Here is a 13,395-nt window from a genome sequence, read left to right on the forward strand (position 1 = left end):
ACAGAAGTGGGCAACTTCAAGAAATAAGAAGGAATTTACGAAAATTACTTTTCAAGTTTTTGTGAAATTTCGGCTTATTTTTCGAAGAAGCTACTTCTGGAACACCGTTTATCAGAGGTTGTGACACCTGTGTCTTGCTCATGGAGGCTTATCTCGGGCATCTTATTCCTTTAATTTTACATAAAAAGGAGGCTGTGACGGTTTGTCTCAGCCCCTTTCTATTGAAATCTTGCATTCAAATAACGTTCTTTATCTATTTATTTCTTGCCGTACTGGGAACTTGGTCTACCGTACCACCAATTACCTAGTGTACGTTGTAGCCATGGAATTACCCAGCGATCCAACCCAATCGCACGTCCGGAACCGTTCATCAATGCGAAAGCAACAAAAATGAACCAAATGTTTACCCAGTAAAACATGCCTGATAAGCAGAACGTGATCACCAATACAATCGTTGTGGCACTGCATAGCCATGTGAATAATCCAGCAATCAATGCTAATGCCAAGGCAATTTCAAAGAATACCATGAATTTTTGGAAGAACATTGCTACATCATTGTTTGGCATGATCACTTGCATGATCTTTGTGAACCAGTCTGGTGACTTCTCAATCACAGCCATTGGTTCTTCACCGTATGCATAACTCAAACCAAAATGTGCAGCTTGAGTCGCTGCTTCTCCAGCACTGGCCCCTGCTCCGCTGGCAGCTGTGGTTGCATCACCAGCAGCAGAAGCACCACTGGCAACATCTGTTACATTGTATTCCCATGTCCAAGGGAACACACTGTTTCCAGTGAACCATGATCCTTCACCAAACCAAGTACTTGGTTTTAACACTTCACCATTACCAATGATTTTTTTGGAGGCTTCAACGAACCAAACTAAACCATAGAAAATACGAAGTGGCACACTCCATAAGACGTTGCCGTAACGAGAAGAATGTCCTCGAGTCACGTTGCGATCATCTTTGATATGGAAAAACTCATGCATTAAATATTGGAACATATAATAACCAGAACGAATATCAAAGAAATATTTCAAATTAACGATATGTTTCATTACGATAGCTAAAAATCCGCTTAAATGGATCTTATCAAATAGGTTAGCTACCCCCCATTTGGCACCAATAGAAACCATAAATCCTTGATAGTTTCCTTTAAATTTATGCTTTTCTCCGCCTTTGATCGAAGCCACGATATTCGCTGCGGCTGTGTGTCCTGTTTGTTCAGCAGCTTGGACGATCTGCGGTGTCGGTGTTCCTGGGAACTCTTCATAAAAGACTAAATCACCGATGATATAGATGTTTTTATCTTCGTAGCCTTTTGCCTGCATGTATTCATTGGCGATCAACCGCTGTCCGCGTGCTGCTTCTAATCCAAAGTCAGCAGCGTCAGAAGTTCCTTTAACACCAGCTGTCCAAATCAGTGTGTGAGTCAGAATGTTGCGTCCGTCCTTCAGCTTGATATGATCCGCAGCCACTTCTACGATTGGTGCGTTCAATAATAATTCTACATTGTGCTTACGCAAATAGCGTTCAGCTTTTGCAGCATCATTTCGGTCTAACATATTCAAGATTGTCGGCATTGCCTCTACGACCATCAGTGTGATCTCGTTTGGATCCAACTTATAATCTTTGGCTAAGCGATTTTTCCAGTCGATCAGTTCCCCAATCATTTCAATACCGGTAAACCCAGAACCACAGACAACGAAAGTCAGCATGGCTTTACGCAACTCATCATTTGGTTCCAATGCAGCTTTTGCTACTGTCTTCTCAATATGTTCCCGAATCCTTACAGAATCTTCAAATGACCAAAGGGTGAATCCGTGTGCTTTGACACCAGGTGTACCAAAGTCATTCGGCTCTCCGCCCATTCCAAGGATCAGCTGATCAAAAGGATAGGAACCTAATTTGGTCTTGACGATTTTTCGTTCTTTATCGATACCGATTACAGTGTCTGTGACAAGTTGTACATTCTTTTGACGAGCAAACAAATGCTGCAGATCGTATTGGATTGCTTCTGGTTCTACACGTCCGCCAGCTACTTCATGCAACTCGGTCATCATAGTATGGTACGAATGACGATCGATCAGAGTAATTGCTACATCTTCTTTTTTCAGTTTCTTTGCCAAGTATTTTGTAGCTGAAACACCGGCATATCCTGCTCCTACAACGACAATATTTTGCTTTGCCATTGATCATCCGCTCCTTATAGACTATCTATATAATGAATATATGATAATTCTTTTAGTTTGATACTTATTACACAATCTCCATATATTATATAGATGTTCTGTTCTTTTGTCTAACTCCTTTTGGATTTTTTTCAAATTTTAAAATAAAGCGTTTTTTCACGAAATTTGCTGAAAGAAAACGTTTGAAATATTACATGGGTTATTTATCAAAAATAGTTGACTTATAGGCTAAAAAGATTAGAATGTATAATGAATCACAAAGAAAAATTGTGGACTAAAAATGGAATGGTGGGGTATTAAAATGAAGAAAAAACGTTTTGTAACTGGATTTGCTGTGTTAGCATTTTCAGCTCTAGTGTTAGGCGCTTGCGGCGCAGATGACAACGGAAGTTCAAATGCTTCTTCTGAATCATCTACAGCACAATCTTCGACTGCAAAAAGCACAACAGAATCATCTGCAAAAGTTGTTGCTGGCGGAGACTTGCAAGACGGCACATATAAATTAGAAGAAAAAAATTATTCAAACGGTTACCGCGCAGTCTTTGAAATGGTTGTAAAAGACGGCAAAATCACTGAATCAAAATATGATAACGTCAATGAAAACGGCGAATCAAAAACAAAAGATGCAGAATACAACAAAAACATGGAAGCAAAATCTGGCACAAACCCAGAAAAATACATTCCTGAGTTGAATGACCAATTCTTAAAAGCACAAAGCGCAAGCGGTGTGGAAGTCGTAACTGGAGCTACTCACTCATCTGAAAGCTTCCAAAACTACGCACAACAATTGATCCAAGCTGCTCAAGCTGGTAACACAGATACAATCGAAATCGACAATGGTGCTGATTTGAAAGACGGCACTTACAAGCTTGAAGAAAAGAACTACTCTAACGGCTACCGTGTGCAATTCGAAATGACAGTTGCTGGCGGCAAAGTAACTGAATCAAACTTTGATTATATCGACAAAGACGGTAAATCAAAACAAGATGATACAGAATATAATGAAAATATGAAAGCAAAAAGCGGTACAGAACCAAAAACTTACATCCCTACTCTGAACGACGAATTCGTCAAAGCAATGGGCGAAGAAGATGGCTCACCTGCTGATGTAGAAGTTGTTACAGGTGCTACACACAGCTCACATTCATTCATCATGTACGCACAACAATTAGTGAATGCAGCTGAAAAAGGCGACACTCAAACAATCGAAGTAGATAATATCGTAACAGAAAAATAATCACATAATCATACTAATAAAAGTTGGAGGGTGGGACGATAGCCAGATTAGGCAGTCGTCTCACCTTTCAAAATGAAGAGAGGAAAACAATGCGGAAAAAACTACTATTTTCCTTAATCACACTGGGCATCTCTTTTATGGTGCTAACTGGCTGCACTGATTCAGCAAAAAATACAACCACTGAAAGTACAGCGTCTACCAAAATATTAAAAGATCCGTATTCTGATGAACAGTTCTTGTTAGGGACTTACGTTCGTATCCGTGTGTATGATGAAGGCAAAGAATCAGCATTGAAACCTGCCTTCGATCGAGTAAAAGAACTTGGTGATAAAATCACGATCAATCAAAAAGGTTCTGAGATCGATGAAGTGAATGAGCAAGCTGGGATCAAACCAGTAAAAGTTTCTGATGACGTCTACACGTTAGTCAAGCGGGCCTACGAATATAGTCAAGATTCTCAAGGCGGATTCGATATGGCGATTGGTGCAATCACACAATTATGGCGAATCGGTTTTGATGACGCCAGAAAACCTTCCCAAGAAGAAATCGATCAGGCATTAAAATTAGTGGATTATCATAAGATCGAACTAAATGACAAAGAAAAAACTGTTTATCTAAAAGAAAAAGGAATGATCATCGATTTAGGTGCAATCGCCAAAGGTTACATTACGGACGAAGTAGTGAAAGTCTTGAAAAAACAAGGAGTGACCACTGCCATCGTTGACTTGGGCGGTAATGTCTATGTCTTAGGCCACAGCCCAAGAGGCGAAAACCAAGACTGGACAGTCGGCATCCAAGATCCGAACATGGCTCGCGGATCTGTTTTAGGTTCTATTAAAGAACGGAACAAAACATTAGTTACCTCTGGAATTTACGAGCGTTATTTAGAAGTAGATGGCAAAAAATACCATCATTTGTTTGATCCAAAAACGGGTTATCCGTTCGACAATGATATCGCAAGTGTCACGATCATAACAGATAAATCAATTGATGGTGACGGGTTGTCTACAGCAGTCTTTTCAATGGGTGTGAAAAAAGGACTGGAATACGTCGAAAGCGAATTGAATAACGGGACGGAAGCGATCTTCGTGACAAAAGACGATAAAGTATATGTGACCGATCCAATCAAAGACACCTTCAAATTATCGGAGGACTCCCATTACACGATGGGTGACCGTTCTGAACTAAAATAAGGAGTACGAACCATGACACTAAAAATCTTTTTAGAAGTAGTTGAAATACGAACAAAGGTGGCTAGTGTATTTCCTTTTGCGGTAGGGGTATTATTCTCTATCGCTTTTTTTCATGAGATACATTGGCTAAACACTTTTTTATTTTTTATTGGAATGCTAGTTTTTGATTTAGCGACTACCGCTATCAATAATTACATGGATTATGAAAAGGCTCATTCTGAAGTATATAAGTATGAAGAAAATGTCATTGGCCGCAGAAATCTATCTCCTGTATTGATTCGAAACATGATTTTAGCTATGATTGCATTTGTTTTTGTTATCGGCGTTATTTTAACGATCAATACGGGTTGGCTTTTACTTTTGATGGGATTTATCTGTTGTTTTATTGGAGTATTCTATACATTCGGACCGATTCCTTTATCTCGAATGCCTTTAGGGGAAATTTTCAGTGGGGTGACTATGGGCCTTGGAATTTTTGCCATGGTCGTTTATGTCAATACATTCGGTTCAGATGTCTATGATCTGACAGTCAACTTTTCATCTGGACAATTTGCTTTGGTAGGAAGTCTTTGGGCTATAGCAGCAATCGTATTAGCTTCCTTACCCTTGGTGTTTACGATTGCCAATATCATGTTGGCTAATAATTTGCGGGATCTTGACCGTGATATTGAAAATCATCGCTATACACTAGTTTTTTATATCGGACGCCCTGCAGGGACAGTGTTATTCCAACTATTGATGTATGCTTGTTATTTTGTGATTTTGATGGGACTGTTGAGCGGTATCTATGAATGGCCGATCTTGGTCACCTTCTTGACCTTGCCAATTGTGAAGAAGCATTTGGATCAATTCAAGCAAACGTTACCCCAGCCTATCAGTTTCAGCTATTCCATCAAAAATATGGTCTTATTCAATGCCAGTTATGTATTGGGGCTATTACTAACAATCATTATGCAAGCCATTTAACAGCATGAAGAGGTTGTGAAAAAACTGCCCTGCATCAAGTAATAAGAACAGCCAAATAAAAATAGCTCCTTATATTTTTCGTTTGGTTGGGCTTATTACCGCAGATGCAAGCTTTTGAACACCGTTTATCGAGAGGTTGTGAAAAAGTCGCTTAGTTTCGAGTATTAAGAAAAATTTTGTGAAAATGGCTTTCCATATTTTTGCATAAATTTGGCTTAATACCGAGAAACTGGCTTTTGAACACCGTTTATCAGAGGTTGTAAAATCAGCGTTTTGTCCTGAGTATTAGAGAAACAAACTGAAAAATAGTTCCTCATATTTTGCCGTTTTTTGAGCTAATACCGAAGGACAGCTGATTGTACACCGTTTATCAGAGGTTGTAAAATCAGCGTTTTGTCCTGAGTATTAGAGAAACAAATGGAAAAATAGTCCCTCATATTTTGCCGTTTTTTGAGCTAATACCGAAGGACAGCTGATTGAACACCGTTTATCAGAGGTTGTAAAACCAGCGTTTTGTCCTGAGTATTAGAGAAACAAATGGAAAAATAGTTCCTCATATTTTGCCGTTTTTTGAGCTAATACCGAAGGACAGCTGATTGAACACCGTTTAAGAAAGAGGTCGTGAGTCTGCCGTTTAGCTCCGAGTCGCAAGGAACAAGTTCAAAAAACAGCTTCTCATGTTTTATGAATATTGTGTCTTGTGATTGGGAGTTGGCAGGAGAACACCATTTGTTCGGAAAAAGTGACTACCTATGACACAACTTTTGTCACAGTCCCTTTTTTCACTTGATTTGATTCGTACCAGCGAACTTGACGAGAACTTTCTTGGTTTGGTAACTATATGGTATTCTTTTAACATCCTCGTTTGCTTCTTCTAATTTATTTATACAAAGTCACACTTTTTTAATCATCTGTTCTTCGATACATTTCTATTTCTTTTAAAATTTTGAACTTAAGAGTGCATACCAAATGGATTCATTTACTCTTCGTCAGTTACGAAGATAATCAAAATCTCCAACTTCCCTACTTATTTCGTTTTGAGAATTATCGAAGCAATCTTACATAAATAACTAAAAAACAAAAAACCAGAAAATCAGTATACTGATTTTCTGGTTTTACATGGTTTGTTCAATAAAAAGCTGTTGGAACTGTTAATATTAAATTATCGCATCGTTACGAATTCTTCCGCTCCTGTTGGATGGATGGCTACTGTATTGTCAAAGTCTTCTTTAGTTGCACCCATCTTGATAGCCACAGCAAAACCTTGCAGCATCTCATCGACACCAACACCAATAGCATGTAAGCCGACGATTCTTTCTTCTTTTCCGACACAGATCAATTTCATTTCGCATTTTTGGCGATAATCATTTAATGCAAAGTACATTGGGGTAAAGCGTGAACGATAAACTTTCAATTCATTTTCGCCATATTTTTCCAATGCTTCTTCTTCTGTCAAACCAATTGTTGCAATTGGTGGATGCGTAAAGACGACTGTCGGAACAAGTTTATAGTCAAGATAAGAATCTTTCTTTCCATTAAATAAACGTTCTGATAAACGTCTACCAGCTGCGATTGCAACAGGAGTCAGATCTAATTTACCGATCACATCACCAACAGCAAAAATATGTTCATCCGTTGTATTTTGGTATTTATCTACTTTGATAAACCCTTTTTTGTCCAATTCCACATTTGTATTTTCCAGACCTAATTTTTCGGTATTCGGTACACGTCCACCGGCAAAAAGTACACAATCACCAGTTAAGGTTTCACCATTTTCAAATAGCACCGTATATTCGTCATTGTTTTTAGTAATTTCTTTAGCAATATGATGTGCGTAAGTTTTTATTCCAGCTTCTTGGTACATTTGGATCAAATTGTCCGAAAGCATTTTATCAAACGTTCTAAGTGGTCGTTCTTTTCGATATGCCCACATGACTTCACTACCTAAACCACGAAATACACCTGAAAGTTCAGCCGCAATGTATCCAGCACCTAAAACGATTGCTCTCTTAGGTAACTCTGTTAATTCAAAAAATCCATTTGAATCAATGGCGTATTCTCCACCAGGAATGGTCATTTTACTTGCACGGCCTCCAGTAGCGATCAAGATTTTAGGAGCACGATAGGTTTCACCGTTTACTTCGATCGTTTGACTATCGATAAAAGTAGCGTAACCTTTTATAGCCTCGACATGATTGCTATCTAATCCTCTTTGATAAGCACCGTGTAGAAAATCAATATATTTTTCTCGTCTTTCTACTAGACCGGCGAAATCAATATTTTTTAAATCTGCTTGGATACCGTAACTTGAGGCATCTCGTTCAATTGTTTCCAAAATCGTACTTGCTTGCCACATAACTTTTTTAGGTACACAACCGACGTTGACACATGTTCCGCCCAATTCATTCGCTTCAATCAGCAAAACTTTTGCGCCATGCATCCCTGCTCTGTTTGCTGAAGCAATACCGCCAGAGCCGCCACCAATTACGATGTAATCATATATTTGCATTTTGTTCCTCCTTATTGAAGAGATCAATCAAAACCTTTATTTAACGATCCTTTTTCTACAGAAAACAAGTGTAACACTTTTCTTGAATTTTGTATGCGAAGATGCTTAAAACAGGGATATATCAGCTTTTTCCTTATTTACGTTTTCGGATCATATCTCCAGGTTTCACCGGCTGTGCGACTGGCATAGTTAAAATCATCATTGGATTTGGTGCTCGGTCAATGGATTCGCCTTCTTCATTATGCATAACTTCAACGGTTTGACTGAAATGACTGAATCCTGGACCATAAAATTCGATTTCATCTCCTACAGAAAACAAGTTTCTCTGACGTATCGTAGCAATCTGTGTTGCCTCATCATAAGATAATACTTCACCGACAAATTTATATACTGGGATTTTACGACGTTCACCGAATAATTGTTCGTTTTCAGTTGGTGTATTGTAGTAAAAACCTGTAGCTAATTCTCGTTGTGCTACTTTCCATAACTCGTCGATCCATTCTTGCTTGCAGACATAGTTTTCAGGATCTTCCATATAACTGTCTACAGCCGCTTTATAGACATTTGACACCGTAGATACATAATGGATCGATTTCATTCTTCCTTCGATCTTGAAGCTGTCTACGCCGTTTTCAATCAATTCTGGAATATGTTCGATCATTGACATATCCACTGCACTCATCGAGAATTCTTCTTCCACTTCGCCTGTATCAGTTAAACTGTTTCGTTCTTGACCAAAAGGCATATCGAACAATCCATACTTCCAGCGACAAGATTGAGAACATCCGCCACGGTTTGCATCCCGCATCGACATATGGTTGGACAATGTGCATCGACCAGAATAAGAGATACACATGGCACCATGGATAAATGCTTCGATTTCGATATCCGTATTTTTACGAATCTCTGCCACTTCCTCCATTGAAACTTCACGAGCTAAAACGACACGTTCCAACCCTTCTTCTTTCCAGAATTCCAATGTCTCAAAATTAGTTGCTGAAGCTTGAGTGGATAAATGGATCGGCAGACCTGGTGCTTCTGTCGCACAAATTTCGATCAAAGCTGGATCAGAAACAATTACTGCAGAAATACCGACATCACGCAAACTGCGGAAAAATTCCCCTGCTCCATCTTCATTTCCTTCATGGGTGACCATATTAGCAGCAACGTATACCTTCGCATCATGTTCTTTTGCAAAAGCAACTCCTTCAGCCATTTCTTCATAAGTAAAATTACCTGCACGGCTTCTTAAACCATATGCATTCCCGCCAATATATACTGCATCTGCTCCATAATGGATCGCGGTTTTTAACTTTTCCAGTGTTCCTGCTGGCGCTAGGATTTCTGGTCGTTTCAATTTTCTTTTTACTGTCATTTCTTTCATCATACTCCTTATTTGATAGCAGAAGGATCAATATAAAAGAATCCTGTATCTAATTCACGGTTTTCAGGATGCAATTTACTGATTTCGCTAGTCATTTTTTCCGCTTTTTCTTGATCCCAGCTACCTTCTAAAATTTGTTTTTTTGCTTCGGCGAATAGTCGAGTGATGTTTACGAATTTTTCGCCTGGAGTAAATAATCCGTCCAATTTCCATGTACAGTAATGATGCTGATAAAGTTCATTCAATTCATTCGAGAGATTCAGATCATTGCTGGCAAAAATATGTGTGCCATGACTATCTTCATAAATAGAATAATGTGTCTCTTCTTTTTTAGGTTCCGAGATAAAAAGACCTCTTTCACGATCTTTTTGTTCGTCTTGTTTCGTATAGTTATAGTAATTCTGTAGCAGTGGACGTTTGGATTGATGGATGCATGTAGCACCATACACAAGGGTTTCTACAGGAATATCGAGTTTTTCTTCCATCGCCTTCATCTCTTCAAAAGGAACTTCACGAGCAAGTACTGCTCCAACTGCGCCTTTTTTCGCCCAGAAATTGATTTGACGTGCGCTCGTTACTAATGTTTCAGCATCATAAATATACGGTATACGCAATTCAGGATTTTTTTTCATCGTATAAATAATACCTGTATCACCAACTGTGATCACATCTACGTTTATTTCTTTTAAAAAAGCCAAATATTCAGGTACATTTTTCATTTTTTCAGGATGAATGATCCCATTTACAGCAATATTCGCTTTTTTACCATACTTGTGTGCTAATTCTACCAATTGTCGCTGTTCTTCTCGTGTAAATGAAGCAGGCAGACGCAATCCAAATTGCTCTTCACCGAAATATAGTGTATCTGCACCTGCAGCAAGCAACTGTTCTGCTTGTTCAATAGTTTCTACTGTGGTTATGAGTTCGATCATAATTTTCTCCTCCTACAACTTCATAATAGTAGCATAGCTCTAAAAACTTTCCAATACTTCTTCTATTTAAAGTCGGATTTTTGAAAATTATTTCACAAAAAATCAAAATAAAGTTCGATATATTCTGTCCAAATATAAAAAGAGATTGTGACAAAAATCTTGTCACAACCTCTTAATCAAGTCTTACTATTATAAAAATTCAGCTACACAGGCCAAGTAACTATAGGGAACCTACTGTTTCCTTTTTAGGTCCGCGAACATTCAATGTGATCTTACCTTTTGAAGCACCTACTGTTACGTAGTCACCTAAACGAATTTCTCCGCCAAGCAAAGCCTCGCTCAATCGATCTTCAATTTCTTTTTGAAGTGCGCGACGGATTGGACGTGCACCATATTCAGGATCAAATCCAGCTTTCCCGATCACATCGATTGCAGATGGTGTGATTTTCACTTGAATATCTTGTTCTTTCAATCGTTTGATAATCGCTTTGCTCATGATTTGGACGATTGTATGGATTTCATCTTTACTCAATGAATGGAAGACGACAGTCTCATCGATTCGATTCAAGAATTCAGGTCGGAAAGCTTTCTTTAACTCTTCTAAGATACGTTTTTGCATGGCTTTGTGATCTTTAGTAACATCTTGGACATTGAATCCGACATTTTTTTCTTCTCGAATTTGTGTCGCTCCGATATTTGAAGTCATAATCATGATTGTATTTCTAAAGTCTACTTTTCTACCTTTAGAATCTGTTAAATGACCATCATCCAATACTTGCAGAAGTAAATTGAAAACGTCTGGATGTGCTTTCTCCACTTCATCTAAGAGAATCACTGAATATGGTTTTTGACGAATTTTTTCTGTCAACTGTCCACCTTCATCATACCCTACGTATCCTGGAGGAGACCCGATTAATCGGCTTGTACTGTATTTTTCCATAAATTCTGACATATCAACACGGATCAGGGCATCTTCGCTCCCAAACATGACTTCTGAAAGTGCTTTGGCCAATTCTGTTTTTCCGACACCAGTTGGTCCAAGGAACATGAATGAACCAATTGGACGATCAGGATCTTTCAATCCGCTTCGTGCACGGCGGATCGCACGTGAAACTGCTTTGACAGCCTCATCTTGACCAACGACACGTTCATGCAGAAGTCCTTCCAGTTCTAACAAGCGTTCGCTTTCTTTTTTCTCCAACTGCTGTAGAGGGACACCAGTCCACTCCGATACAACTGTAGCAACATCTTCTTCTGTTACACGATCAGAATAACCTTGCTCCTGTTTTGCTTCAATTGCAGAAACTTTTTGCAGCTTTTTACGTAGTGCTTTTTCTTGTCTGCGTAATTGAGCAGCATTTTCAAAGTCTTGTTTTTGGATTGCTGCTTCCTTTTCTTGTACTAGTTCATCGATTTCTAGTTTGATCACAGTTGATTTTGTTAAGTGATCGGTTTGATCCAAACGGACTTTCGCTGCTGATTCATCGATCAAATCAATTGCTTTATCGGGTAGTTGACGAGAAGTGATATAACGAACAGAAAGATTGACTGCTGCTCGTACAGCTTCATCTGTGATCTCCACTCCATGGTGCTCTTCATATCTTGTACGTAATCCTTGAAGAATCACTTCTGCTTCTTCAGGAGTTGGCTCATCTACTTGAATGCGAGCAAAACGTCGCTCTAATGCAGAATCTTTTTCGATATATTTTTGATATTCATCTAGGGTCGTTGCTCCGATCGTTTGTAATTCTCCTCGAGCTAACGCCGGTTTCAAGATATTCGAAGCATCAATTGCTCCTTCTGCTCCACCTGCACCAATTAAGGTATGCAATTCATCAATGAATAAGATTACTTGACCATCATTATAGATTTCGTCGATGACCTTTTTCATTCGATCTTCAAATTCACCGCGATATTTCGTACCAGCAACCAAAGATCCCATATCAAGCATCATCAGGCGCTTTTCTTGCATGTCTTCTGGCACTTCACCTAAAATGATTTTTTGAGCTAACCCTTCAGCAATGGCTGTTTTGCCTACACCAGGTTCACCCACCAGTACAGGGTTATTCTTTGTCCGTCGGCTAAGAATCTGGATAAGCCGTTTCACTTCTCTCGAACGACCAACAACTGGGTCCAGCTTGTTTTCTTTTGCTAATTTCGTCAAATCACGTGCTAATGAATCTAGCGTAGGTGTTCCTTGCGGTGTTTGCCGTTTATCTTGTACATTTACATTTCTACGACGATTCATTCCTTTTCCAGCAGAATCACCAGCTAGCCCCATTTTTTGTTTCAGAACTTGACGGGCTTTTGAAAGGCTGATACCTAAGTTGATCATGATTCGAGTAGCCATGATACTTTCATCTTTTAATAAGCTCATCAAAATATGTTCTGTTCCAACTTTTTGAGAACCAGTTTTCTTCACTTCGCTGCTAGCTAAAGCAAAAACTTGTTTCATTCTTGGTGAATATGGAAGAAAGACTCCTTTAGGGTAAGAACGGATACCACCATAACCAATCAGATGTTCAATTTCTTCATAAATTTCCGTTTCATTCAAATCCATTTCACGTAATACTTTTCCAGCAATTCCATTTTGCTCGACCACTAAGGCTAGTAAAACATGTTCTGAACTAACTGATTGATGTTTCAATCGTTTTGCTTCTTCTTGTGCAATTTCTAATACTGCTTGGGCTCTTTCAGTAAAAAGTTCTTCCATCTAATCTCACTTCCCATCTTCATAACTTAAACGTTCCAGAAATGCTCGGAGAATCCGAGCACGTGTATGATCTTCATATTCATTGAAATTCAATGTGTTTTTTGCAATTGCACTCAACATCAAGTTTCCTTCTTTTTTTGTAATTATTTGGTCTTCATAAAGTTTTTGAATAATAGCAAAAGCATTTTTCTCACTGATTGTATCATCAAATAACTGATTTATCTGCTCAAGTAATTGTTTTTTATCTGAAATCCTTACTTTTGCAATTC

At 38.7% G+C, this 13,395-nt stretch carries 9 protein-coding genes (1 of these 9 running past the window's edge); 3 read left to right on the forward strand and 6 right to left on the reverse strand.

Features of this window, described 5'->3' with window-relative positions; genetic code table 11:
* Positions 1-257: 257 nt before the first annotated feature.
* The gene (locus IGL15_RS13695) at positions 258-2,192 is read right to left on the reverse strand and encodes an NAD(P)/FAD-dependent oxidoreductase (RefSeq protein WP_104765238.1); all 1,935 of its coding nucleotides are present in this window, start codon (positions 2,190-2,192) and stop codon (positions 258-260) included.
* 301 nt (positions 2,193-2,493) lie between these two features.
* On the opposite strand from IGL15_RS13695, the gene pplA reads away from it, so the two are divergent.
* The 3 genes from pplA to menA all read left to right on the forward strand — a co-directional run bounded on the left by pplA (position 2,494) and on the right by menA (position 5,588).
* Positions 2,494-3,429, forward strand: a complete 936-nt coding sequence (gene pplA / locus IGL15_RS13700) for an extracellular electron transfer flavoprotein PplA (RefSeq protein WP_033582015.1) — start codon at positions 2,494-2,496, stop codon at positions 3,427-3,429.
* A gap of 89 nt (positions 3,430-3,518) precedes the next feature.
* Positions 3,519-4,622: an FAD:protein FMN transferase gene (locus tag IGL15_RS13705; RefSeq protein WP_002327584.1), complete on the forward strand. Its 1,104-nt coding sequence runs from the start codon at positions 3,519-3,521 to the stop codon at positions 4,620-4,622.
* A 12-nt stretch (positions 4,623-4,634) separates the two neighbouring features.
* A complete protein-coding gene (menA, locus tag IGL15_RS13710) occupies positions 4,635-5,588 on the forward strand; it encodes a 1,4-dihydroxy-2-naphthoate polyprenyltransferase (RefSeq protein ID WP_104765237.1) in 954 nt (317 codons plus the stop codon).
* Positions 5,589-6,750: 1,162 nt separating this feature from the next.
* Here the strand turns inward: menA and gor are convergent.
* The 5 genes from gor to IGL15_RS13735 all read right to left on the reverse strand — a co-directional run.
* The gene (gene gor / locus IGL15_RS13715; RefSeq protein WP_104765236.1) at positions 6,751-8,097 is read right to left on the reverse strand and encodes a glutathione-disulfide reductase; all 1,347 of its coding nucleotides are present in this window, start codon (positions 8,095-8,097) and stop codon (positions 6,751-6,753) included.
* 133 nt (positions 8,098-8,230) lie between these two features.
* On the reverse strand, positions 8,231-9,484 hold the full coding sequence (locus IGL15_RS13720) for a peptidase U32 family protein (protein WP_002318037.1): 1,254 nt from the start codon (positions 9,482-9,484) through the stop codon (positions 8,231-8,233).
* A gap of 5 nt (positions 9,485-9,489) precedes the next feature.
* Positions 9,490-10,413, reverse strand: coding sequence for a peptidase U32 family protein (locus IGL15_RS13725; RefSeq protein WP_002289033.1), 924 nt, complete (start codon positions 10,411-10,413; stop codon positions 9,490-9,492).
* A 220-nt stretch (positions 10,414-10,633) separates the two neighbouring features.
* Positions 10,634-13,126: an ATP-dependent Clp protease ATP-binding subunit gene (locus IGL15_RS13730; protein WP_104765235.1), complete on the reverse strand. Its 2,493-nt coding sequence runs from the start codon at positions 13,124-13,126 to the stop codon at positions 10,634-10,636.
* A gap of 6 nt (positions 13,127-13,132) precedes the next feature.
* Positions 13,133-13,395, reverse strand: the 3' portion of a protein-coding gene (locus IGL15_RS13735) for a CtsR family transcriptional regulator (protein WP_002289036.1). Its footprint extends 205 nt past the window's final position; 263 of the gene's 468 nt are visible here — the last part of the coding sequence; its start codon lies off the right edge, out of view — the gene reads right to left on this strand; it ends in the stop codon at positions 13,133-13,135.

Source organism: Enterococcus sp. DIV0436a (assembly GCF_051711605.1).
Taxonomy (GTDB): Bacteria; Bacillota; Bacilli; order Lactobacillales; family Enterococcaceae; genus Enterococcus_B; species Enterococcus_B faecium.

Bases quoted from the DNA above. Each gene is read 5' to 3' on its own strand.
- IGL15_RS13695 (WP_104765238.1), bottom strand. From the start codon at position 2,192: ATGGCAAAGCAAAATATTGTCGTTGTAGGAGCAGGATATGCCGGTGTT.
- pplA (WP_033582015.1), top strand. From the start codon at position 2,494: ATGAAGAAAAAACGTTTTGTAACTGGATTTGCTGTGTTAGCATTTTCA.
- IGL15_RS13705 (WP_002327584.1), top strand. From the start codon at position 3,519: ATGCGGAAAAAACTACTATTTTCCTTAATCACACTGGGCATCTCTTTT.
- menA (WP_104765237.1), top strand. From the start codon at position 4,635: ATGACACTAAAAATCTTTTTAGAAGTAGTTGAAATACGAACAAAGGTG.
- gor (WP_104765236.1), bottom strand. From the start codon at position 8,097: ATGCAAATATATGATTACATCGTAATTGGTGGCGGCTCTGGCGGTATT.
- IGL15_RS13720 (WP_002318037.1), bottom strand. From the start codon at position 9,484: ATGATGAAAGAAATGACAGTAAAAAGAAAATTGAAACGACCAGAAATC.
- IGL15_RS13725 (WP_002289033.1), bottom strand. From the start codon at position 10,413: ATGATCGAACTCATAACCACAGTAGAAACTATTGAACAAGCAGAACAG.
- IGL15_RS13730 (WP_104765235.1), bottom strand. From the start codon at position 13,126: ATGGAAGAACTTTTTACTGAAAGAGCCCAAGCAGTATTAGAAATTGCA.